The sequence below is a fragment of the Trichococcus sp. TS_SC_9 genome (genome assembly GCF_056156325.1).
On sequence record NZ_CM149591.1, the window covers coordinates 763,690 to 788,246 of the forward strand.

Annotated in this window: 22 protein-coding genes; 3 read left to right on the forward strand and 19 right to left on the reverse strand. The window is 46.2% G+C overall.

Annotated elements, in window-relative coordinates; translation table 11 throughout:
* Positions 1-441: 441 nt before the first annotated feature.
* Entirely contained in the window at positions 442-1,107 is a 666-nt protein-coding gene (gene pgmB / locus AC0J5I_RS03520; protein WP_475303724.1) for a beta-phosphoglucomutase, read from the reverse strand.
* 457 nt (positions 1,108-1,564) lie between these two features.
* On the reverse strand, positions 1,565-1,909 hold the full coding sequence (locus AC0J5I_RS03525; protein WP_475303728.1) for a winged helix-turn-helix transcriptional regulator: 345 nt from the start codon (positions 1,907-1,909) through the stop codon (positions 1,565-1,567).
* 136 nt (positions 1,910-2,045) lie between these two features.
* Between AC0J5I_RS03525 and AC0J5I_RS03530 the strand changes: the two genes are divergently transcribed.
* Positions 2,046-2,915 carry an SDR family oxidoreductase gene (locus AC0J5I_RS03530; RefSeq protein ID WP_475303733.1) on the forward strand — a complete coding sequence of 290 codons (870 nt, stop codon included), beginning with the start codon at positions 2,046-2,048 and terminating at the stop codon, positions 2,913-2,915.
* A gap of 186 nt (positions 2,916-3,101) precedes the next feature.
* Here the strand turns inward: AC0J5I_RS03530 and AC0J5I_RS03535 are convergent, their stop codons facing one another.
* From AC0J5I_RS03535 to AC0J5I_RS03600, 14 genes are all read right to left on the reverse strand, one after another.
* On the reverse strand, positions 3,102-3,470 hold the full coding sequence (locus tag AC0J5I_RS03535; protein WP_475303738.1) for a YccF domain-containing protein: 369 nt from the start codon (positions 3,468-3,470) through the stop codon (positions 3,102-3,104).
* A gap of 341 nt (positions 3,471-3,811) precedes the next feature.
* Positions 3,812-4,645: a PTS system mannose/fructose/sorbose family transporter subunit IID gene (locus AC0J5I_RS03540; protein ID WP_107996095.1), complete on the reverse strand. Its 834-nt coding sequence runs from the start codon at positions 4,643-4,645 to the stop codon at positions 3,812-3,814.
* A gap of 1 nt (position 4,646) precedes the next feature.
* Positions 4,647-5,480 (reverse strand): PTS mannose/fructose/sorbose/N-acetylgalactosamine transporter subunit IIC, encoded by an 834-nt coding sequence (locus AC0J5I_RS03545; protein WP_475303746.1) that lies wholly within the window; start codon positions 5,478-5,480, stop codon positions 4,647-4,649.
* Positions 5,481-5,504: 24 nt separating this feature from the next.
* Entirely contained in the window at positions 5,505-5,999 is a 495-nt protein-coding gene (locus AC0J5I_RS03550) for a PTS sugar transporter subunit IIB (protein WP_086986159.1), read from the reverse strand.
* A gap of 14 nt (positions 6,000-6,013) precedes the next feature.
* Positions 6,014-6,439, reverse strand: coding sequence for a PTS sugar transporter subunit IIA (locus AC0J5I_RS03555; protein WP_475303750.1), 426 nt, complete (start codon positions 6,437-6,439; stop codon positions 6,014-6,016).
* A gap of 263 nt (positions 6,440-6,702) precedes the next feature.
* Positions 6,703-7,986, reverse strand: coding sequence for an ABC transporter substrate-binding protein (locus AC0J5I_RS03560; RefSeq protein ID WP_475303752.1), 1,284 nt, complete (start codon positions 7,984-7,986; stop codon positions 6,703-6,705).
* A 1-nt stretch (position 7,987) separates the two neighbouring features.
* A complete protein-coding gene (locus AC0J5I_RS03565; protein WP_107996093.1) occupies positions 7,988-8,668 on the reverse strand; it encodes a response regulator transcription factor in 681 nt (226 codons plus the stop codon).
* A complete protein-coding gene (locus AC0J5I_RS03570; protein ID WP_475303754.1) occupies positions 8,661-9,959 on the reverse strand; it encodes a sensor histidine kinase in 1,299 nt (432 codons plus the stop codon). The genes AC0J5I_RS03565 and AC0J5I_RS03570 overlap by 8 nt, the downstream gene beginning before the upstream one ends.
* Positions 9,959-10,897, reverse strand: a complete 939-nt coding sequence (locus AC0J5I_RS03575; protein ID WP_475303756.1) for a substrate-binding domain-containing protein — start codon at positions 10,895-10,897, stop codon at positions 9,959-9,961. Before AC0J5I_RS03575 ends, AC0J5I_RS03570 begins: the two co-directional genes overlap by 1 nt.
* 292 nt (positions 10,898-11,189) lie before the next feature.
* Positions 11,190-11,978, reverse strand: coding sequence for a glutathione-dependent disulfide-bond oxidoreductase (gene yghU, locus AC0J5I_RS03580; RefSeq protein ID WP_475303758.1), 789 nt, complete (start codon positions 11,976-11,978; stop codon positions 11,190-11,192).
* 732 nt (positions 11,979-12,710) lie between these two features.
* Positions 12,711-13,727, reverse strand: coding sequence for a LacI family DNA-binding transcriptional regulator (locus AC0J5I_RS03585; protein ID WP_107996088.1), 1,017 nt, complete (start codon positions 13,725-13,727; stop codon positions 12,711-12,713).
* A 36-nt stretch (positions 13,728-13,763) separates the two neighbouring features.
* A complete protein-coding gene (locus AC0J5I_RS03590; RefSeq protein ID WP_475303766.1) occupies positions 13,764-14,783 on the reverse strand; it encodes an aldose epimerase family protein in 1,020 nt (339 codons plus the stop codon).
* Position 14,784: 1 nt separating this feature from the next.
* Entirely contained in the window at positions 14,785-15,450 is a 666-nt protein-coding gene (pgmB, locus tag AC0J5I_RS03595; protein ID WP_475303769.1) for a beta-phosphoglucomutase, read from the reverse strand.
* Between the two features lie 23 nt (positions 15,451-15,473).
* Positions 15,474-17,750 carry a glycoside hydrolase family 65 protein gene (locus tag AC0J5I_RS03600; protein ID WP_475303771.1) on the reverse strand — a complete coding sequence of 759 codons (2,277 nt, stop codon included), beginning with the start codon at positions 17,748-17,750 and terminating at the stop codon, positions 15,474-15,476.
* Between the two features lie 256 nt (positions 17,751-18,006).
* Here AC0J5I_RS03600 and AC0J5I_RS03605 point away from each other — a divergent pair, with 256 nt between their 5' ends.
* Both AC0J5I_RS03605 and AC0J5I_RS03610 read left to right on the forward strand, forming a co-directional pair.
* Positions 18,007-19,677: a PTS transporter subunit IIBC gene (locus tag AC0J5I_RS03605; protein ID WP_475303774.1), complete on the forward strand. Its 1,671-nt coding sequence runs from the start codon at positions 18,007-18,009 to the stop codon at positions 19,675-19,677.
* Positions 19,678-19,692: 15 nt separating this feature from the next.
* Complete coding sequence (locus tag AC0J5I_RS03610; protein ID WP_475303779.1) at positions 19,693-20,511, forward strand: endonuclease/exonuclease/phosphatase family protein; 819 nt, start codon at positions 19,693-19,695, stop codon at positions 20,509-20,511.
* A 163-nt stretch (positions 20,512-20,674) separates the two neighbouring features.
* Here AC0J5I_RS03610 and AC0J5I_RS03615 read toward each other — a convergent pair whose 3' ends face one another.
* The 3 genes from AC0J5I_RS03615 to AC0J5I_RS03625 all read right to left on the reverse strand — a co-directional run bounded on the left by AC0J5I_RS03615 (position 20,675) and on the right by AC0J5I_RS03625 (position 24,537).
* A complete protein-coding gene (locus AC0J5I_RS03615; RefSeq protein WP_475303783.1) occupies positions 20,675-21,442 on the reverse strand; it encodes a MurR/RpiR family transcriptional regulator in 768 nt (255 codons plus the stop codon).
* Between the two features lie 100 nt (positions 21,443-21,542).
* Complete coding sequence (locus AC0J5I_RS03620) at positions 21,543-22,886, reverse strand: 6-phospho-alpha-glucosidase (RefSeq protein WP_475303787.1); 1,344 nt, start codon at positions 22,884-22,886, stop codon at positions 21,543-21,545.
* A gap of 61 nt (positions 22,887-22,947) precedes the next feature.
* A complete protein-coding gene (locus AC0J5I_RS03625) occupies positions 22,948-24,537 on the reverse strand; it encodes an alpha-glucoside-specific PTS transporter subunit IIBC (RefSeq protein WP_475305489.1) in 1,590 nt (529 codons plus the stop codon).
* Between the last annotated feature and the right edge of the window lie 20 nt (positions 24,538-24,557).

A 24,557-nucleotide genomic window follows, 5' to 3' on the forward strand; every position in this document is an offset into this window, starting at 1 on the left:
CTCTCCAGTATACGCTTTCATTTGTGGGTATCCCCACTCTCACTTTACAGTTTAATCATATCCCGCAACAGATGCCATGCCATTTGATAGTGTATATCCGACATTTTTTAAGGTATCCGTGGATGGTATCAGCAAAAGAGAGCGGGTAGCGTCTGGAAGGGGAGGCAAAATATGCGGGAACTCCGGCGAAGGGCTGCCTCGCCGGAGGAGCGGAAACGCTCTGGCTCTCACTTTCGACGAGGAGCTACTCCCCGGAGGTTACCGAATGATTGGGGCCTGTCCTCCGGGGAAGCAAGCGTTCCCCGGAGGACAGGCCCACAACAAACAAACACAGTAAGCCATACCGAAAAAAGGACAAAAAAATAGACTTGCCGCCGGGCAAGTCCACTTTTATCATTCTCTGCTAGGAGCTTTTTCGATCACCGCGCATCTAGCAATCCGTTACTTTTTGCTGTTTTCCCAAGCTTCTTGCAAAACCGCGAGCGACAAGTCGGCTGTGCTCGGCAGCACACAGTCCGCCAGCGCCAGAACTTGTTCATCGCCAACCGCAACCGCCACGATACCGGCAGCTTTGATGGCTTCAACGCCTGAAGCCGCATCTTCTACACCGACACAGTCAACCGGATCGGCGCCGGCAAGTTGGGCACCCGCCAGAAAAATATCCGGAGCCGGTTTGCCTGCCGCGACAGTTGCGGGATCGACGATGCCGTCAAAATAAGCACGCACCTGCAACAGATCAAGGATTCCTGGAGCATTCTTGCTTGCGGAAGTCACAATCATTTTTATGCCGGCAGCTTTCAGTTCTTCCAACAGCGGAATGATGCCCGGCAAAATTTCATCCGGCGTCATTTCCTTTATCAATTCCAAGTAATGCGCATTCTTTTTCACGCACAATTCATCTTTTTCGGCTGAGGAATATTTATCCGCAACCCCGCCTTGCGCCAATATGCGCTCCAGCGAATCGATGCGGCTTACCCCTTTCAGCTCCTCGTTGAAAGCCTCATCCACTTCAATGTCCAGCTCCGCTCCCAAGTCGCGCCAAGCCAAAAAATGAAACTTCGCTGTATCGGTGATCACACCATCCAAATCAAATAGTACCGCTTTCATATCTCCATCCCTTTCGTCTGCATTTCTGCCTCAGTTGCCTTAAGCTTAAAATTAGTTCAAAGGATACGCAAGAAATAGCGCGTTGTCAACGGATACCTTAGACAGTCAATTATATTACAATCAGATGTCCAACTGGCCGCCAACCGTTCTTTTTCATTCATCCGTCCCACAAATGATTTCGTTATCATTTATAGATCGGATGAACCATCGGCCGCAATCTACACCCAAAAGCTGTTTCTATTAAGATCTGGCATCTATTTAAACCCAACAAAAAAAAAACGGGAACTGATTCGTCTCCAGCAAATCCAAAAACGCCAGACTCACCATCGACGATCAATCCCCGCCACAAACTGATAAATATATTTACAAAATCACAGCCGCTAAATCCTGCCTTCCGTTGTTACGCAACCCGATAGATTTCCACTCCGAACGGCACTGCCGCCATCACCGCGAAATTTTACTTACTCACCAAATTTTTCTTACTCCACTCGCCCATACTCTGCAGTATAGGAATAAAACTTTGCCCCAAAGGCGTTAAGGAATATTCTACTTTAGGCGGAACTTCTTTATAGACTTCTCTGTGAACCATCTGGTCTTCTTCCAATTCTCTCAATTGCCTTGTTAATATCCCTTTGGAAATATTCGGCAACAACCGTTGAAGTTCATTAAACCTTCTTGTCTGCGTGCTTAAATTCCATAATATGATGATTTTCCATTTCCCTGCAATGATGTCTTGCGTTTGTGTAACGGGGCAAACCTCTATTTGATCCCCTACAGGCTCACCAAACCGACTCCTTGACATAATAAATGCCTCCCGTTCTTAATGGTACTATTTTTGTGACTAGGTTATAAAAAAGTGCCTACTTCCAAAAATCTGTCTAGTACTATACTATTAGATTACATTAAATAAGTAAACAAAAGAAGTGGAGAGATGCAATATGAAATTATTAGTAACGGGAGCAACAGGAAAATTCGGCAAGAAGGTTGTAGAAACGCTGTTGAAGACTGTACCAGCCAGTCAATTGGCTGTCAGTGTTCGCAACCCAGAGAAAGCGGAAGAGTTAAAGGCTCGTGGAGTGGAGGTCCGACAAGGGGATTTTGATCACCCAGAAACATTGGATGCTGCTTTTGCAAGTGTTGATCGTTTATTGCTTGTTTCTGCGGATGGGGATAACGAAACAAGAATTCGTCAGCATGCCGATGCAGTGGCTGCAGCAGAACGCGCCGGCGTCGGTTTCATCGCATACACCAGTTTAGCGAATGCAAAAGAAAGTAAAAACTTATTCGCTCCAACGCATCAGGCCACAGAAGAAGCGATTTTGAAAACGGGGATCCCCTACTCCTTTTTACGCAATAACTGGTACTTGGAGAATGAAATTTCAAGTATTCAAGGCGTCCTGGCAGGGGCGCCATGGGTCACATCAGCAGCAAACGGCAAGGTAGGCTGGGCACTTCAACAAGATTATGCAGAGGCTGCGGCTGCTGTACTTTCCGGTGACGGGCACGAAAATACAATCTACGAGCTTTCTGGCAAGGTATTGACTCAGGAAGAAATAGCAGCAGCGCTCGGAATTGTATTAGGCAAAGAAGTAACTGTACAACAAGTTGATGACGCTACCTATGCTGATATTATGCAGAATGTTGGTGTACCGGATTTCGTTATCCCTATCCTTGTTGAAATCCAAAAAAGCATTCGAGTGGGCTCCCTGGATGTTGAGAGTAATGATTTCGAAAAACTCCTTGGTCGTCCAGCAACCCCAATCAATGAGGCTTTGAGCCAAATCGTAAATGGAATTACGCAAAATTAATTATTGTATTGAGCCGTTCAACTGATTTGTTCCCCGAAAGTTAGAGCTTTATATGAAGCATCTAATTTTTACAGAACCGTAAAAATGAGGTCCTCTGTTCCCAGTGATTGACTGGAAATAAAGGGCCTCATTGCTTTTTAAAATGGAGTCTTCGGTAGCGTACTCATCCAACAATGATATTGCACATTACGCAACCCGATAGATTTCCGCTCCGAATGGCATCAATGCCAACTTGGCATGCTTGAAGTGCTGCAACCCGAACGGAATGCCTACGATCGTCATGCAGAAGATGACGCCCATGATGACTTCTTCGGCTGCCAATGCCAATCCGCCCAACAGCATCCAGATTATATTGAACACAAACGATGTGCCGCTTTCGCTGATGCGGATTTCCCTGCCGAACGGCACTGCTGCCATCACCGCAAACTTGAAGCATTGCATACCGATAGGGATCCCGACGATGGTCAGGCACCATAGGATTCCGATAACGATCCAAGAAATAAAACTGATGAAACCACCTAACACAAACCAAATCAGATTCATTAAGAAATTCATGATCCTCAACCTCTCTTTCCCTTACATTATAGTCCCTGCTGTGCGCAAAGGCATCGGACTAAGTACTGAATTTTTCACCCTTGGCCTATGATTTGCTCACGGTCTCTCCTCCGGTGAACGTAGGCCTCGCCGGAGGTCGCCCAACATTTCGTCTTTCTTCTCCGATAAGGTTCGATTCGTCGGAGTTGCGGCCAATAATTACCGCTGTTCTCCGGGGAGCGAAGCTTAACCGGAGTTGACGCCCGTTCCAAACCGCGCTCCTCCGGCTACCGGGCACCCTCTCTTCTGCTCCGAAAAAAGAGCCGCCTCGCAAAGAGACGGCCCCACAATATTTCTTTGGATTAATAAGTCAATCCTGGGTTAAAGAATCCAACCAAAACGCCGACAAATGCAACGACTACCAAAATCAACATTACTTTGATTGGTGACATATTCTTTTTGGAAAGCAAATACCAGCAGCCTACCACAAACAGAGCAGTCAATAAGCCTGGGTATACGGAATCGAATTTATCTTGCAGTGTCAAGAGGCTATTGCCATCCGATCCAACTAACACGAACGATGTTTTGACACTTACCCAAGTAGCAGCAACGGCCCCAATGACCATTCCACCTAATAAAGTAATCGATTCACGTAATGCCAAACCTTGTGGTCCTACCAAGAAATCTACAGCTTTTCCACCTACTTCAAATCCTTTGAAGTAAAGAAATTTCATTCCCAAGTAGGCAATGATGTTCCACACGATTATGTAGAAGATTGCGCCTAACGGTGAACCATCAGTAGATAATCCCAGTGCGATACCTAATAGAATCGGAATCAACGTTCCAACTATAAGCGAATCACCGATACCTGCCAAAGGCCCCATCAAACCAGCACGTAAACCATTGATTGTTTCATCATCAACATCCGCTGCCCCATTGGCACGAGCGACTTCCAACCCAGCTGTAATACCGACTACCACTGTACCGATTTGTGGCTCAGTATTGAAGAAGGCAGTATAGGTTTTCATCGATCTTTCTTGATCTTCTTTTTTATCATAAAGTTCTTCAACGATCGGCAACATCGAACATAGATATCCAAATGTTTGCATATGTTCTTGAGAGAAACATGTCAAGTTTCCGTAATACCAATTGTGGAAAGATTTATTTAATGTTTTTTTGCTTAATTCCTTAGCCATCTTAAATGTCCTCCTCTTCGTCGCCGCTCACTGATACCATTCTTTGCAATGACAGCAGTTTGATACGATAGTTGATTAATGCAAACATAGCCGCAACCACTGTCGCTGAAACTAAGTTGATCCCTAATGACGCAGCTAAAGTAAAGCCAAAGAAGAAGGGAATAAAGTCTACTGCTTTCGTAACGATTTGTTTCAATAGAATCGCAATCCCGACGCAAGGAAGCAAGGATCCGACTGTGAACAAGGTTTTCATTGCCAAACCATCCATCGGTAAGGTTGTTTTGATTACCTCCACAACATCCGCTCCTAATTTACACATGATCAAGGTTGGGATAAATGAAAAGAAGAAATGGGAAATCCAAGGCAAGCCCATGTTGACTGTATATAACTTATGGAATTCTCCTTTTTCCACCGCTTTCCAACCGATGTGTTGCCATGCTAGGTTAGCTGTTGCCGTTCCGTAAAATAATACGGTACCCAAAGTCCCGACCATCGTACCGAATGACGTAGCTAATGCTGCACCTTCTATGCTGAAAGCCGTCAAACCATAGCTTTTTAAAGCGACCATCGCAAGCGGAATACCGATATAACTGACTGCACGAACGTCAGCTGAGACCGTTCCACCAGGTGTGACCAATGCAATATAGACGATCTGCATTGCAGCCCCTACTAAAATACCCGTTTGGATATCTCCTAAAATAATGCCTGAAACTAAACCACCGATTAAAGGACGACCTAATGTATAATTTCCGAATGATGTACCGCCTAAACCAGGCATACTTGATAAGCAAGCGAACAGCCCTAGTATAGCTGCTTGAATCCAACTAATTGTCATAATCTCTTCTCCCCTTTTGTTTTATTATTTAAAACCAAATTTGCTTCTGAAGTTTTCCCATGTTCCGATTGAAACATCAGGCAGCAAGGCAAATTTAATTTTATAACCAGCTTGATACATTGCTTCAAAGGCCTCTGCTTCTGCTTGTGTGATCGATTGGTTATTTCCCAATTTAGTAGTGCCCTCACGGTCATTGCACGGACCTACGATTATAGTGTCGATTCCGGGTTTGAATTTTTGGTCCACTAAAATCTTTTTCATGTCCAAAGGATCTTTGGTGATCAAGAAATATTGATCTTTGCTGTCCAATACTTTTTGATTTTTTTGTTGCCATTCCTCATTGGTCCAAATGAACGTTTTTAAACCACTGGCACTCTTATAGGCCGCTTTTAAAACGTCACTCTGAGCCGCTTTATCGTTAACAGCGACCAATCCATCACAAGGGAACTCTCTTGCCCAACGCGTACATGTTTGCCCGTGAATCATACGATCATCAATCCGAATAAAAGATACTGTCATTTCTCTTTCCTCCTCTAAATTTCGTCGTCTTCTTCTGGTTGTTCTAATTTGAATTCTTGCAAAGCTGCTTTCGCTTCGGATACTACGGTAGCGATAAAAGTTTCTCTGTCCGAGCTGTCTTTCATCAGAACTGAAGTTAAAGCTAACGGTAAGTTCATGCCTCCGAAAATGATTGTATTGGCGAGCTTCCCTTCATTTGCCAAAACGTTTAATGCTGTTGTCAAAGGTGAACCGCCGATAATATCAGCAAGTAAGATGATTTCATCATCCCCAGTAACAGCTTGAATACCTTCCTTAAACATTGAGGCAAACTCATCCGCTGTTTTCCCATCAGGCAATCCAACCGCGATCACATCATCCCGTGTTCCAGCCAACATATTCAATGATGATTTTAAGCCAGTCGCAAAATCACCGTGGCTTACCAGCACCACATATTTCATATTAGTTCCTCCTTCTCGTATATGATTTACCTCTATAGAATAGCACCCGTTGAAGCGCTTGCATCGTGCCAAGTGTCAACACATTCATGTGACTTTTGACACGAAATAATTAAGAAACTGTTCCCGCTGGACTACAATTGAAGCGCAAATAGCCCTGCTGCGATAGGATATTCCTATCGCAGCGGGGCTATTCATGTTGCAGTATAGACGGATTACTCGGCGCTTAACAAACCACATCCTCCGGGTGACATTTGTCATTCCGCTTATTTCAATTGATTGTCAATTTCTCTTTCGATGTCGACCAGCTCATCCTCGATCCGATTTTCATTCAATGCATTCGTGATCAAATAATCGCATCTTTCGATGACATTGTTGTACTTTTTGAATTTCGGTTCAATGACCGCATTTTCGATAATATCATCCAACACAGCTTGTTTTAAGGAATAATTGCTCATAGCATCCTGATCCAACAACGCTTTCGTGCTGTCGCTTGCCATCACACTCTTCAAAGCGGAAGCCCCTTGCGAATTTTCAAATAATTCCTGCTGAATCTCTGGATCGATCGTTAAGGTTTCCAGAAACTCAAATGCCAATTGCCGCTGTGTCGTTTTGGAACTCACGGCTATCAAAGAGGTGGCTATTTGAGAAGTTTTTTGATTAGCCGTTGTCCCTGGCATCGCTAAGCAACTCCATTTAAAGGTAGAATATTTGCTGACGCGGTAAGGGTAAGGCTGATACGTCCGATATTGGGCAAACGTCAACGGGTAAAAAGCGACATTGCCTTTATCGAAATCCTCCGACGATACTTGATAGCCTTTATTCAGATCCTTCAGTTTTTGAACATAGGATAAGGCTTCCCTTACATCGCTTTGATTCAGATTACTTGATGCACCCTCCTTATCAAACAGACTGATGCCATAACTGTTGACCGCATCTTGCCATTTGAAACCATAAGACCCATATTGATCAATCGTGCCATCATTATCAGTATCCTTCGTCACTTGTGCGCAGATTTGATAAAATTGTTCAATCGTCCAATCGCCCTCAGGTATGGTAATGCCTTCCTTTTCCAATAAATCGCGATTGACAAACATCATGGTCGGGTTGATTTCATAGGGTAAAGCATATTGCGTGTTCTGGTAACCGCCCGAATTAAGAGCGCTTTCATAGAAAATATCAGTGCTTACATTGTTGGCTTTGATCACATCATCCAAAGGCATCAAAGCCCCTAAGGAAGATAACCTATTGAAGTCTTCAGATAAAACCATAAAGACATCCGGTTGATCCCCGCTGGCGATATTGGAAGCTAACCAGGCTGAATAATCTTGTTTCAAAATGCCGCTCTTATATTCGATGGTCACATTAGGATGTTCCTTTTCGAATTTTTCAATGGCATCATCGATCACTTTATAACTTTCCGCATTGTAGACATCCCAATTGCTGCCTGTGAACATCCCCAACGTAATTGTGATTTCCTTGCGAGAACTGACAAACAGATAGATCATCAATAGACTGCAACCTATCAAAGCGAGGAATAGCTTTTTCATCTTAGTCATGCTCATTACCGAAATCTTTTGTTGTTTGACCCGTTTGGACTGCCCAAATAGCCAGTTGTGTCCGATCCCTTAAATCCAATTTTGACAAAATGGTACTGAGATAATTACGGACCGTCCCCTCTGATAAGAATAACTTTTGCGATATTTCTTTATTGGACAGGCCGAATCCCACTTGTTGGATGACCTTCATTTCACGGTTTGAGATATCCGCAACATTTTTATCGTCCACTTGGATCGCATAATTGCTGGTTGCCATTTGAGAGAATTTTTTGAAAACTTTAGTGGCGATATCCGGGTTGATCATGGCGCCCCCATTGACGACGGTCAGAATGGCTTGGTGCAGGCCGTCCATGCTGACCCCTTTCAACAGATAACCGCTGGCCCCATATTTCAAAGCACTGAAGACAAATTCATTGTCATCAAAAGTAGTCAGAATAATGATTTTGATGTCAGGATATTGTTCCTTGACCATCTTTGTGCAGTATACGCCATCCATCTTGGGCATCCTGATGTCCATCAAAATAAGGTCCGGATGGCATTTTTTGATGCTTTCCAACACTTCAAAACCATCAGCTACGGTTGAGACAACTTCAATACCCGGTTTGGTCGATAAGACAATTTCCAGGGATTGTCTTATCAACTCTTGATCATCGGCAATCATTACTTTAATCATAATTTATTCCCCTTTCGATCGGTATTTCTATGGCAGTTCTGAACCCGTTCTCGCCAGAAAATCTGACCGTCCCATTTAAAATAGCTACGCGTTCACACATCTGTTTTAACCCATAACCACATTTGATATTTTCACAACCCGTGCCATTGTCCTGAATGATGATGACATATTCATCATCGTAGACGAACATATTTATCTCGATCTCCGTGGCATGCCCGTGCCGCAAAGAATTGGTAATGGATTCCTGGATCATCCTGAAAATGATATCTTCTTTTGTATTATCAATATCAACATTATCCCATTTGTAATGTAAATCTATTTTCAGATTCGACACACCTGCATATTCGGCGATCATTTTGGTTAACCCATCTTTTAGCGTGCTGTCTTCCAAAACGCCCGGGCGCAATTTATATAAGGAACGCCGCACATCTTTGATGCCCATTCTGACAACATCACTGACCAGCAGCAATTGCTGTTTCGTTTTTTCTGGATCGATATCAATGATGGCAATACAGGCATCCACGCCAGCCGATATCCCTGTTAAAGCATGGCCCAGCGTATCGTGTATTTCTCTGGAAATCCGTTTCCGTTCATTGTCTTCGCCGATTTTCTCAGTCAAATTGGCATAGTTCTTCAATTCGACATTTACGCGTGAGACCATCGCTAGTTGTTCTCCGAACCGCTGTTTTTCTCTTTGTTGGACAAATAAGGAAGCCGCCAGAAAAGAAATGAACCCGACGATATTCAGCGAGGTAAGGATATTTCTGAAAAGCAATATCAACGTTCTGGCTCCGCTGGGATAAAAATTGATATAGGTTTCAATGGATGGCATTCTGACAATGAGCGAAAGAATGGCATAATCAGAGATTATCAATAGGCCAAAGCTGATGATCAGCAGTGCCGGCCAATATTTGATGTTTTTTGTATTGTACAGAATATCAGCGAATACCAACAACACGATGCCATTGTAACTGCCGTTCAAAACGATTATCAACATTATCATTACGATAACTTCCAGATAGATCAACCAGTAAACAATATAACTGTCTTTCGTGCGGAAATACATGCTCGCCAGCAATATCAAAAACAACAGTATCGCCCCAAAAAAAGTCTTTTCCGGCGCCGGAGGCACATAAGACAGGTTTTCCAAAAAAGCAGAGGCATACCCGTTGGCTTGCAAATATTTGGTCGAAAGCAAAAAGATGGAAGCATTGAACAAAACAATAATGAAATTCAGCAGCAATAAGGAATTATGAATATAAGCTATATGCTTCGTCCCTAAATTGATCATTATTGCCACCCCGAAATATCATATTCGCTGATGTTGTCCTTGGTTATCAAGGAAACCGGCACAACAATCGACTTTTCATATTGCTCATTATTCACAATTTTATAGGCTGCTTCAATCGCTTTTGCCCCCATCGTAGATGGCGATTGTGCTGCAGTCCCTTGAACTTCATCACTATCAATCAATAGTTTTTTCATATCCGGTGAACCATCCACGCCATAGACCAGTACTTCATGATTGATTTGTTTATCTTTTATTGCCGCCAAAGCGCCTAATGCGCTGGGGTCATTCAAAGCCATGACAACGTCGAAATCGATTTTTTTATCAATGATTTCCATCATTACGGGCATCGCGACTTCCGTTTGGCCCAAACACTCTTCACTTGCAACAACTTTATAATTAGCATTATCTTTGATAGTATCCAGAAAACCGTTGATCCGATCAACAGACGATAAAGCAGCGCTATGCTTCAAAAGGACAATCTTTGCTGAATCCAGATTACGCATCATATCCTGGGCACTTTGCACGCCGGCATCATAATTATTGGATAAAACAGTGGCATCAGCAATGGTGTCATCATCCAGCTGCGCATCAATGACAATTATCTTGATTCCTTTTGCTTTCGCTTTTTTCAAAGACTCATTCACTTTAGAATAATCAACCGGGTTGATGATCAATACATCAATTCCGATATCGATCAAGTCATTGATTTGTTCGTTTTGTTTATCGACATCCAAAGCAGGATCACGGGTATATAGTATATCGCCACGATCATTGATTTGTTTTTCTATTTCATCCGTTATAGCCTTATAAAAGCTATTGTTCATGGTCATATAAGTAGCCCCGAAAACAATTTTTTCACTGTCATATCTGACAAATTTATAATTATAATAGATCAACGAAACCGTGATAACACAAATAGAGACAATTACAACCATCATTTTGTTAACATTCCGCATCCCATCACTCTCCCACCTCACAGTCTATATACTTTTGTCACGTATGTAAATTGACAAAAGTAATTAATTTATGCAGACGCTTTCTGAAATTGCTGACCGGATCATTCTCGGAATACAAAAACCATCAACTCTCATAGGAAAGTTGATGGTTTATTTTTTGAGTATTTTCTCCTCCCGCTCTTCCCTACTCAACATCTTGATCGGTTCTCCGCACTATGTCTAAATGAGGTTTAGTTCTACATAAGGAGAAAACTCAATGATTTGTTTTCTTGAACTACTTCTCAAGCGGTTGAGACTCCGCTGCCAGACCTTTTTGAACGCCTGGTCGTTCTGCAATGCGCTGAGACCATTCCAAGAGATGAGGGTATTCATCCAGATTTAAAAATTCGTATGATCCTTCATATAATTTTCCTAAAGCTAAACGACCGTACCAAGACCAGATGGCAATATCTGCTATGGTATAGGCATCACCAGCGATGTAAGGTCGTTGCGCTAAGGTTTTATCGAGTAAATCCAGCTGACGTTTCGTTTCCATCGTGAAGCGATCAATCGGGTATTGCATAGGTTCTGGAGCATAAGCAAAAAAGTGGCCAAATCCTCCACCAACATAAGGACCTGCCCCTGTTTGCCAGAATAACCAATTAAGGGTTTCGGTCCGGCCATGGATATCAGTTGGAATCAGTTGATTAAATTTCTCCGCTAAATAAAGCAGAATGGAACCTGATTCAAAAATTTCCAAACGCGGACTTTGACTTTGGTCAACAAGGGCTGGAATTTTAGAATTAGGATTAATCTCGACGAAATCCGAACCAAACTGGTCGCCTTCCCCAATGTTAATAGTGTATAAGTCATAATCTGCACCCTCTACACCCAATTCTTTCAGCTCTTCGAACATGATCGTAACTTTAATGCCATTCGGTGTTCCTAATGAATAGAGTTGGAACGGAGCATCTCCGACTGGTAATTTTTGTTCGAAACGACTGCCGGCTGTTGGACGGTTTCCAACTTTATTTGAATTCTCTTCTTTCCACTGCCATACTTTTGGTAATTCATATGCTGTCATCCTACCACTCCTCATAATACTAATTATTAGTAACTTCATCATACTACTCATGCACCAAAATGCCCAAATTTTAGCTTATTGACTTATTATACGGTTACAGCGCTATATCCAACTGCCTCATTATAATTGCTGATATCTTTTTACAAGTCGCTTATTCGCTGTTTATTTCATTTAGTTTTCAACTACCTTTTATGGAAAACAAAAAATGGCTAGTTTAAGTCCAGTTAAATACCGAACTCCCACTAAGCTTTAAAGGTAAGCACCCTCACTTAAACTAACATAAGGGAGCTTAAAGCCTTCCCGGTCATCCGAAAACCGGATGATTATTATTCCAACTTGAGCCACTACCCGGAAATAGACGGTGTGAAATTGACCGAGTTCGAAAAGGTTTTCTTTGTGAACGAAACTTCCACCATCCTGACGATGCTGAAGAATACGGATGTTTTCCGGTTTGGCCCCGGAATCAGCCAGCAGATTTTCTGGAACACGGCATCAGAACCATCCCTATCGAAAATTACGACGTCCTCATCAAAATGGGCTGGATCAAAAGAACAAGAGAAAACATCACCCCGGAAGCCCAGCAATTCCTGAAGTTCCTGACCAAATCATTCTTGGATTATACATGAGGCACTCTTGGCTTTAGCCCAAAAATAAAAGCAGCAAGTCCTTAGTCTCCGATAGGATATCGGAAATTAAGAGCTTGCTGTTTTAAAGAATTTATCTATTGAGGACTTACTCTCCCCGCACCCGCATAACCGTTTCTCTTTCGATCACTTCATGCGGCACGATCATTTTCGGCAGCAAGGCGCTCGGTTCGTTGAGTTGGCGGATCAGAAGGGCGGCGGCTTGTCTCGCCAGTTCCTGGACATGGATGTCGATTGTCGTCAGGAATGGATGGGACAGGGTCGCAAAGACGGAATTGTTGAAGCTGACGAGGGAAATGTCATCCGGCACTTTGTACTTGTCCAGCTGCAGATACTGCAGGACCCGCAAGGCCAAACGGTCATCGCCGACGACAAGTCCGGTCGGTTTGGTCTCTTCTAGGAACTCTTGGAAAGCCATGAAATTGTCCGGTGTTTCGAAATAGAGTTCCGGATGGACGGCCAATTCGGCGTCGCGTAAGGCATCGGAATAGCCTTTATAGCGCTCCTTATCGACCATTTGGGAAGGCGTCAAACCGACATAGCCGATCCGTTGGTGCCCATGCCGGATCAAGCAGTCAGTCGCAGTCTTGCCGGACAGGCGATTATCGTTATCGATATAGATCGTTTCGTTCTCGTAGACATCGGGTTTCCCCAGCAAAGCATATGGGATCTTTTCCTCATGCAAGAACTTGCGGATTGGGTCCTTCGCCTCCGAATACAATAGGATGAAGCCGTCGACCAGTTTGCGTTGGTGCATCAGGCGCACGCTTTCCTTCAGTTCTGCCATCGTTTTCCCGGTAGCCAAAGAAATCATGTATTTCTGTTCATTGCAGACGACGCCGATTTCCTGAATCATCTCCAGGAAGAGCGGGTTTTGCGCAGGATTTCCCATCGTCGCCACCGGCAGGATCACGCCGATCGTCTGCGTGGACTTATTGGCCAGGTTCTGGGCAGCGAAGTTGGGCGTGTAGCCCAGTTTCTGCATCGCTTGGCGCACTTTCACTTTTGTGTTTTCGCTGATCAGCGGACTGTCCTTCAACGTGCGTGAAACGGTTGAAGTCGCGACGCCCGCTTCTCTGGCGACATCTTTTATCGTAACTGTCATAGGCATTTTCCTCAGAGTTCATTTTGTATCCTAAGATTACCATTTAAAAGTGTAATTTTGAACCCTTATCGCCAAAGTATTTGGCGCCAGGACGATATTGTCCCAGCCCAGATGGTGGATGGCATCCGGCACTTCCTGCGCCTCGATCGCCAAGCCCAGCTGGCTCCGCATCGGACGGCCGTTCACAAGGTACGGTTCGTTCATGTCCGTCGTCGAAAAAAGCACAATGCTGCTGCGGTTGCTGGACAATGTCATTTCCCGGCCACTCTCCTCATCATGGAGAATCAGCTGCGGCTGTCGATCCGGCTGCATCAGGAAAACATCATCGAAACCTTCTGGACGCTTGCGGATGGCTTCGCCGATGACAGTCGGTTCGCGGAAATCGAAAGCCGTCCCCACCACCGCTTGTTTCGCCCCGGTCGGAAGCTTGTCGGCATCCAACTCCAGCACTTCCTCACAGGCCAGCTGCAAAGTATGGTCGGTTATTGAACGTTTGGCGTCGCCACTCAAGTTGAAATAAATATGACTGGTCGGATTGAACAGCGTTTCTTCAGGGTCACAGCTGACCCCTTCCATCGTGATCGTCAGGCATCCTTCTGCATCCAAAGAATAGCTGACTTTCGCCTGCAGTCGGCCGGGATAGCCGACCACTTCCCGAGTTGATTCCAACGAGAAAGTGACGGTTATGGCTTCTGCCGTCTCTTCGGTCGTAAAGTCCCAGAACTGTTGGCCCCAGCCACTATTGCCTCCGTGGATATGGTGTTCGCCGGCATTCTGCTCGAGTTGCACTGCACCCCATCTACCTTCAGCGATCCGGCCGGCAACCGGTCCGACGGTGGCACCGAAAGAAGCCCGGTCGTTTCCGTAGGCTTCAGCATCAGCCAAGCCCAGGACAACATTTTCGCTCTGACCTTCCCGGTCCGGGACAAGCAAACGGATCAGCCGGGCGCCGTAGTTGATGCAACTGACAGACATCCCGTTCGGCTGGCTCAAGGTGATGCGCATGACTTTTTCCGTTCCGATGCTGCCCCATTCGCGGATCGTTATGCTGCCCATTTTAAATCGCCTGCTCCCAGGTATCGCGCAAGACGGCAAGCGACAATTCACTCGTGCCCGCCAAGACGCGGTCGGCATGACCCAGCACAGCTGCATCGCCGATCGCAACCGCGGTGATATTCGCAGCTTTGATGGCGTCCACGCCTGAAGCGGCATCTTCCACACCGATGCACTCGGCTGGTTGCACGCCTGCAAGCTCCGCACCGGCCAAGAAGATGTCCGGAGCCGGTTTGCCTGCAGCTACTGAAGCCGGATCGACGATGCCGTCGAAGTAGTCCTTCACCTGCAGCAACGCCAGGATGCCGGGTGCGTTCTTGCTGGCTGAGGTAATGATCGTCTTCAGACCCGCTTCGCGCAATTCTTCCAAAAGCGGCAGGATCCCTGGCAGGATGTCCGCAGGTGTCATTTCCTGGATCAATTCCAGATAATGGTCATTTTTCTTTGTGCAGAGGGCTTCTTTTTCAGCCAAAGAATACTTATCAGCCAAGCCACCGTATGCGAGGATGCGCTCCAAAGAATCCATCCGGCTGACGCCCTTCAGTTCTTCATTGAAGGCTTCGTCGACGGTGATCCCCAACTCCGCTCCGAGGTCACGCCAGGCCAAAAAATGGAACTTGGCGGTGTCGGTGATCACGCCGTCCAAATCAAACAATACTGCTTTCAACATTTCTTTTTCTCCTTTGGTGTCGCTCATACGGACACGGTCTTTTTCAGTGCGACTTTGATTTCATCTTTCAGCTGCAACTCTTCATCATAGATGCGGACAGGTAACGCTTCGCCCTTCACCAAGGTCAGGCTGACGATCTCTTCGTTCACTGCAATCAGGATCAAGCGGCCGCGGTAGTTGATGTGGAATTGGTAGTGCGTCCAGTCTTTCGGCAAGAATGGCGCAAAACGCAGACCGTCTTTGGCGCGCATGCCGGCGAAGCCTTCCGCGATCGTCAACCAGCTGCCGGTCATCGATGTGATGTGCAAGCCGTCTTCGGTATCGTTGTTATAGTTGTCCAGATCCAAGCGAGCGGTGCGGCGGTAAAGATCCACAGCTTTTTCTTCCTTGTTCAGTTCTGCCGCAAGGATGGCGTGGATGCATGGCGACAAGCTTGATTCATGCACGGTCATCGGCTCGTAGAAGTCGAAGTTGCGTTCTTTTTCTTCCATCGTGAATTCGTCACCGAACAGGTAGATCCCTTGCAGGACGTCGGCTTGCTTGATGAAGCAAGAACGCAAAATCTTGTCCCATGACCAGTGTTGGTTCAACGGCAAATCTGCTTTGTCCAGCGCGCTGACCGGTTTCAGATCCTTGTCCAGGAAGGTATCATGCTGCACGAAAACTTGGCGCTCTTCATCGTACGGGAAGTACATGTTGTCGATGATATCCTGCCATTGTTCTTTTTCGGTTGCGGTGATGCCCAACGCTTCTGCGCGTTCCGGATATTTCTCCAGGCTTTCCAAAGTATAACGCAGCACCCAGACGGCCAAGCGGTTTGTGTACCAGTTGTTGTTGATGTTGTTTTCGTATTCGTTTGGCCCGGTCACGCCGTGGATCATGTAGCGTTGCTTGTTCTGCGAGAAGTGTACGCGGTCCGCCCAGAAACGGCTGACGGCGCTGAGCACTTCCAGCCCTTCTTCAGCCAAGTAGCTTTCATCACCTGTATAAGCTGTGTAATTGTAGATTGCGTAAGGGATCGCACCGTTACGGTGGATTTCCTCAAAAGTGATTTCCCATTCATTGTGGCACTCCACGCCGGTGAAGGTCACCATCGGATACAACGCGCCCTTCAATCCTTGTTGCGCGGCATTGTGGAAAGCTCCCGGCAATTGGTTGTGGCGGTATTTCAAGAGATTGCGGGTGACTTCCGGTTCAGTGACCGCCAAGTAGAACGGCACGCCGTAAGCTTCCGTATCCCAGTAAGTAGCGCCGCCGTATTTTTCACCGGTGAAGCCTTTCGGTCCGATGTTCAGGCGTTCATCTTCCCCATAATAGGTTGAGAACAGTTGGAACAGGTTGAAACGGATGCCTTGTTGCGCTTCGTCATCGCCGCCGATTTCGACATCCGCCAGTTCCCAGCGGTTTGTCCACAGATTTGCTTGTTTTGCTTCCAATTCCTCAAAACTTTGACCAGCGACTTTTGTGGCGTAGATTTCTTCGGCAATTGCTGCAAGTTGGTCCTTCGCATGATCGCGGCTCGTTGTCAGCGTCACGTATTTCTCTAATGAAAGGACTTGGCCGTTTCCGGTTTCCCCTTCGAATACTTGGGAGACGAACAACTCTTTGCTGTTGTTGCCTTTTTGCGCGAAACCTGTCGCTTTATGGTGCATCGTGGCGGCCACGCTGAAGCGTTCGATGCCGAAGTTGTTCGGGATCGTTTCTACGACCAACGTATCGTCAGTCTGTTCAACCCATTCCCAGAACATTTCATCATAGTTGGCATCCTCGTTTTGTACATTCCCGTCCAGAGCGCTTTCGATGCGGATAGCAGCATTTTCTGAAGCTGTGATTTCCACTTTGATGGCGCAAAGCTCTTTGATGTCGATGCTCAGGAAGCGTGTGAAATGGACCGTGACTTCTTTACCGTTCTTCACTACCGTAAAGAAACGTTCCAAGCGGCCTTTTTCCATATCCAACGTCAAGGAAAAGTCTTTCGTTTCATCCTTATGCAGATCGATTTCTTCCCCGTCCACAAAGATGTGCATGTACAGGAAATTCATCGCATTAATCACTTTTCCGAAATATTCCGGATAACCGTTTTTCCACCAACCAACGCGTGTTTTGTCGGGATACCAGACGCCCGCCACATAGGTGCCTTGATGGTGATCGCCCGAGTAGGCTTCCTCGAAGTTTCCGCGCATGCCCATATAGCCGTTGCCGAGGCTGGTCAAACTTTCCTGCAGGCGGCGGTTTTCTTTATCTAATTGTTTGGTTGTCACTTTCCATGGATCGATCTCAAAAATTTGTTGTGTCATCATTTGTTCCCCCTTATTTGTTCTTCCCCCTTAGTTTAAGTGCAATCGGTTGCATTGTCAATGCAAAAGTTGCATTATTATTTTTGTCGTGTTATTTACCGCGCTGTGAACCTTTCCCTTCATCTATTCGCTGAATATCCGTTAGAAAAACCGAATTATTCTCAAATAGAACGCTTGCATAATTTTTGAATATGCTCTATACTTCGAATCGTAAGTGTTGCAATCGATTGCACTAATAATTTTTGAGAGGAGTTTTAAAATGAAAAAAATATTTACGTTCGATTTTTGGCAAAAATTTGGTAAAGCTTTGATGGTCGTTATCGCGGTCATGCCGGCAGCTGGTTTGATGATCAGTATCGGTAAAATGATCGCTATGTTCTCGGGGGATGTCCAATTGTTGCTGACAACGGCTGGGGTTATCGAAGACCTGGGCTGGGCTGTCATCGTCAACCTGCATATCCTGTTCGCTGTCGCCATCGGGGGATCTTGGGCGAAAGAGCGTGCTGGCGGAGCCTTCGCAGCACTGCTTGCATTCATCCTGATCAACCGCACGACCGGTAAACTTTTCGGAGTGACCGCGGATATGTTGGCTACTGACGGCGCAACAACCAAAACATTGTTCGGCCAAGATATCTTGGTGAACGGCTACTTCACTAACGTTTTGGGCGCACCCGCTTTGAATATGGGCGTTTTCGTCGGCATCATCGCCGGTTTTGTCGGTGCGGTTATCTTCAATAAATACTACAACTACCGCAAACTGCCGGAAGCATTGTCCTTCTTTAACGGCAAACGCTTCGTGCCTTTCGTCGTCATCGGTGGATCCGTTGTTATTTCCCTTGTCTTGGCAATCATCTGGCCAGTCGTTCAGACCGGCATCAATAATTTTGGGATTTGGATCGCAGACTCCGCGGATACAGCACCGATCTTAGCGCCGTTCGTATACGGTACGCTGGAGCGTCTGTTGTTGCCGTTCGGTCTGCACCATATGCTGACGATTCCGATGAACTACACTTCTTTGGGCGGAACCTACACAATTTTGACGGGCGCCGCTGCAGGTTCGCAAGTGTTCGGACAAGATCCTCTATGGTTGGCTTGGGCCAGCGATTTGGTGAATTTGAACAATACTGGCGATACCGCAGGCTACAACGAGTTGCTTAGCGCATTCACTCCGGCCCGCTTTAAAGTCGGCCAAATGATCGGCGCTGCCGGCAGTTTGATGGGATTGGCATATGCAATGTACCGCAATGTCGATGCCGACAAACGTCCAAAATACAAATCTATGTTCTTCTCGGCAGCCATCGCTGTTTTCCTGACGGGCGTAACTGAACCGCTTGAGTACATGTTCATGTTCGCTGCACCGCTACTTTACGGCGTTTACGCAGTCCTGCAAGGAGTCGCTTTTGCAATGGCCGACATCATCAGCCTGCGCGTCCACTCCTTCGGTACACTGGAATTCCTGACGCGCATCCCGATGTCCTTGAAAGCCGGCTTATGGTTGGATGTTGTCAACTACATCTGGGTGACGCTCGCTTTTGCTGTCATTATGTACTTCGTTGCCAACTTCATGATCAAACGCTTCAAATTCGCAACACCAGGCCGTTTGGGTAACTATACCGACTTCGATGGTGAAGGCGAAGAAGCTGCTCCTTCACCTGCAACAACGGCAGGCAACGCTGATGCATCCGATAACGACAAACTTGTTTGGAACATCATCGGCGCATTCGGCGGACAAGACAACATTTCTGAAGTCGATGCGTGTATGACACGTTTGCGCGTAACGGTGAAAGATGAAACACAAGTCGCGGAAGATAAAAAATGGTCCACATTGGGCGCACGCGGTGTCATCCGCAAAGGAAAAGGCATCCAAGTCGTGTACGGCCCTCAAGCAGATGTCCTGAAATCTGATATAATAGATTTATTAGGAAAATAGAAAGGTGAGGACCACATGAAACTACTGACTTTGAATACTTACAGCTGGGTTCAAACAGCCGACCCTAGCCTGTTTGCCCCGCTTGTTGCCGACATCCTGGAAAACCAATATGACGCAATCGCCCTGCAGGAAGTGAATCAACTCTCTTCCGGGCCGGTCATCAGTGAACCGGAAGGCTATCTGCCCACTCAGAATGAAATCCCGATCAAATCGGATAACTTCGCCTATTTCTTGGTAAAGGCTCTGGCGGAGAAAGGCCTTTCCTACCATTGGTCCTGGGTGCCGTGCCACCAAGGCTACTTCCGTTTCGATGAAGGAGTCGCCATCCTCAGCAAAGCGCCGATTCAGTCAGTCGATCAGGTCCAACTTTCTATAGTCAATGATTTCGAAAGCATCCACACCCGCCGCGCTTTGGTCCTCGAGACCGAAGCCGCAGCTTTCGTCTCCGTCCACCTGTCCTGGTGGAAAGAGGAAGAAGAAAATCCGTTCTTGCGAGAGTGGAATTCAGTTGAGGCAGCCGTCAAAAAGCTGCGCGGCATCAAGCCCATTTATGTCATGGGTGACGTCAACAACCCAGCCGATGTCCGCAACGAAGGTTACGACCTGATCACGAATGCCGGCTGGCAGGATGCCTACGCCGGCGCAGCAACGCGAGAAGGATCCGCAACCGTTCCACCGGCGATCGACGGCTGGGAAGGAAACGAATTGCCTTTGCGCATCGACTACATCTTCTCGGATCAACCGCAAGCGGTCGAAACCTACGAAGTTAAGTTTGATGGTAAGAAGTTGCCTGGCGTGTCCGACCATTATGGGGTTGCGGTAACGTACGCTTGAGCTTGATACATTTGAAAGAAAGAAGATCTACCTCGCGCGAGGTAGATCTTCTTTTTCTATTTAGTCTTGTTGGGCACGAAGGCGGGGGCGCCCTGAAATGCGGACCGAAAAGCCCGCCAAATCAAGTTTGGCGGGCTAAGTCACAGCGTTACCCGCTCTGGCGTCACTGCTTGAGCAGGAGGTTTGTGTAGTCCACATATTTCCTGTACAGGCTGTCCAAAGTCAGGTGGATGGGTAGGAAGGAAACAATTTCGGTGTCACCCTGCATGACCGGGGTGCTTTGGAAATACAGATTATACTTTCCTAAAGACGCTAAGCTGTTATTGCTCAAGCTAGTAATCGAGACAATCGGAATGCCTTTTAGTTTCAAAATGCCCATTTCTTTTTCGACTTCGCGGATATCGCCGCTCAGAGAGACAACTATCAATAAATCCGTCGGCTGGATATCGCTTTTGGATGCCATTTCTAGTTCCCTTTTGGCTTCAAGAACAACAGGATATTTACCGACAGCAATCATAGAGCGTAAGAAGTCGGCCAAAACGTTGCGCTGTCCCCAGCCTGTCCCATAACAATAAATCCGATTTGCTTCATGCAATTGCTTCAGAATGGGTGTCAATTCAGTTTGTTCAAAAATTTTCTTTGTCGCTTCAATGTCTTTGATCTGCAGACTGTAAAGATCTTGTTTTTCTCCGGTGACGTTTTTCTTGGAAATATCTTTTCGGATGCTGTATTTGAACTCACTGTACCCGCTGAATCCCATCTTTTGCGTCAAGCGCAGGATGGATGATTTCGACGTCAGCGTCTCTTTCGCCAATTCAATGATGGTCATCTCTTGGCAATTCGCCTTATTCCTGATGATATATTCAATAATGGCTTTTTCATTTTCATTAAGTTCGTTGAAGTGCTCGTTGATGATGCCTTCTAATTCCATCCCTATCCCTCCGAAAACAAAGAGTCGCCTACCAAGAGCAACTCTCTTTGGTTTGCGACTCTATTGTATCATATGAAGTGTCTGTTTCAGGAAGGAACTCTTAGTTTAGAGTTGGCCAAAACTCTGTGTTGACGGCAATGAAATCATCCAGAATGTTTTTGGCTACCCGCGCATTTGGTACGATGCGGGAAACAGTCAGTGCCTGCCATAATTTTTGGTAGGAGCCTTCTTCCCAGGCTTCCACTACCAGTTTTTCTACAGCGACTTGCTGTTCCATCAAGCCTTTTTGGAAACGAGGGATTTCACCTTGAACAAGTGGTTCCGGACCGTTCGAACCAACGATACACGGAATTTCCACCATCGCTGTCGGATCAAAATTGGAGATTGCCCCATTATTTGGCACAATCAGCAGCATGCGCTCTTTTGTATTGTACGCAATCGCCCGAGCCAAGTCGACAATGTAAGAAGCGTGATCGTCCATTTCCAGTTCGGAATTTACCGCAGTCCCTAGTTGCGCAATGCGGTTGCATTCCCCAAAGACCATCTTCTCGCGGTGATCCATCACCTCGTTTGCGCGGGTATATTCAGGGTTGGCTTTTTCGACTTCATCTTGTGGGAATAAGTAGTACTTCAAATAAGTGTTCGGCAAGGTTTTTGGATCCAGTGGATAAACTTCTTTAGCTTTTCCGAATGTGTGCACCCAGCTTGCTTCGACTTCCTCGCTGCCCTTTCCTTCCAGCTCGGCAGGCGTGAGATAGCCATGCTCTTTGACATGCTTTTGGATTGCAGGCATCAGATCATTGCCGTCTTTATCACGGATATCTGTCCACCATCCGAAGTGGTTCAATCCATAGTAGCGGATGGAAAGTTCTTTGCGGGACTTCATTCCAAGAATTTCCGCCATGCGATGTTCGATACCTACCGGCATGTCGCATATGTTGATGATTTTGCTGTTCGGACGCAGTTTACGCGTCGCTTCCGCTACAATCGCTGCTGGATTGGAGTAGTTCAGCATCCATGCGTTCGGAGAATATTGCTCCATGTAATCCACCAATTCCAACACGCCCCCGATCGAACGCATGCCGTACGCAATCCCGCCCGGTCCACAAGTCTCTTGGCCGATGACGCCGTATTTCAAAGGAATTTTTTCATCTTTCTCACGCATCGCATATTTTCCGACGCGGATATGGGCCATTACGAAATCGACATCTGTAAAAGCAGTTTCGGGATCAGTAGTTGCAACAAAAGTGATTTCAGGTGCACGTTCTTTCAGGATAATTTCGCATGCATCCGCGATTTGCTTTTGTCGCTCCGGGTCATTGTCATAGAACTTGATTTGTCTGATCGGAAAAATCTCCAGATTCTCCAATAACATCATGATGATCCCTGGTGTAAACGTGCTGCCTCCGCCTGCGATAGCGATCGATTGTTTTTTTAATTCCATGTTTATTCTCCCTTTCTCCTGTTAACTTAAATGTATGATGATAAATCTATTGGATATGTTGTTAAATCGGCCTTTGTTCGACCAGCTGATCGAATGCTTCCCTGACTTGCGGAACATCCAGCCCCACAATCACTTGGAACGCCTTTCCATTTCTGACGAGTCCATGGGCGCCGCCTTGCTTGAATTCCGCATCCGTTGCCACCAGTGCTTCATCTGCCACTGTCACACGTAGCCTTGTCGCACAGTTGTTCACCTCGACAATGTTATCCACGCCGCCTAACGCTTCCATATAATGCGCAGCTCTCACAGAGTACGGATTGCCTGCCAGCTCGCCAGCATTTTTCTTGGCTTGCTTTTCCCGATACTCTTGTTTGCTGTACATCTTGACTTCTTCCGCATCTTCACGCCCAGGTGTTTTCAGGTCATATTTCAGAATGGCGAATCGGAACACAAAGAAGTAGATGACACTGAAAGTAAAGCCGACTGCGAATAGGGTTAGGACTGATCCCATATGATTGATCGACATCGGAATGATGAACTGCGACAGGTTTGTGATCAACCCACCACCGATATCTCCGACAACTCCGAAAGCATATACAGTCGCGCCTAAAGTTGCCGCCAATAAAGCATGAACCAAGAACAACTGCGGTGCGATGAAAAGGAACGTGAATTCGAACGGTTCCGTGATCCCGGAAAGAATGGCGGTCAACGCCGTCGGAATCAACAGTGCCAATGTTTTTTTACGCTTCTCAGGACTGGCTGTCGTATAGAAGGCAGCTGCAATCCCCAGCGGTGCGAACAGTTTGGAAACATTATGCAAAGCGAACCCACCTTCAGGGAATAACTCTTTCAAAGGCTGAGTCGACTGCGCGAATGTATTCAGGTTTTCCAACCAAGCAGCGGTCAACCCACCTTCGACTACCGCTGGCCCAAAAATGAACGGTTGGTAAATGAAGTGATGCAAGCCCGTCGGAATCAAAATCCTTTCGAGGAACACGTACAACCAAACGCCGAATGTACCGGAACTGGCCATGAATCCTTGTGCTGATCCGATACCGCTTTGGATGATTGGCCAAATCCAAGCCGTCAAAAATGCTATAGGCAGCATCAGGAAGAACCCGATAATCACGACTAGCGAAGAACCTTGGAAAATACCGATCCAATCAGGCAATTTCTTTTCAAAGTAACGATTGTGGATCCAAACAACAATAGCTGCAATCAAGATTGCGCCGATTAAATTGGTATCCAGCGTCTTAGTCCCGGCAATCATTTTCAGGCCACTGTTGCCGCCGACTTCTTGGGTGAAGTCAACATTGAACGTCGGTCCCATCAGCTGAAGAATTTTGCTTAAGAAGTTGTTGAATGTGGTATAAACAACGAACGACTCCAAAGCTGCGCGAGCATTTGCTTTTTGCGCCAATCCCATAGGCAAACCAATAACGAATAATAACTCAATCTGATTAAAAACTGTCCACCCACCGGATTCAACTACCGCCCAGAAGTTTTTCCATATTGTCCCTTCCGCTGCGATTCCACCAACCAACATTTCATTTTGGAACATGATCGAAAGCGACAAGATAATCCCTGCAAAAGCGAATAATAAAACAGGTGTAAACATGGCGCCACCAAAGCGTTGCAATTTCTGCATCATCATTTTTCATCTCCTTTTGT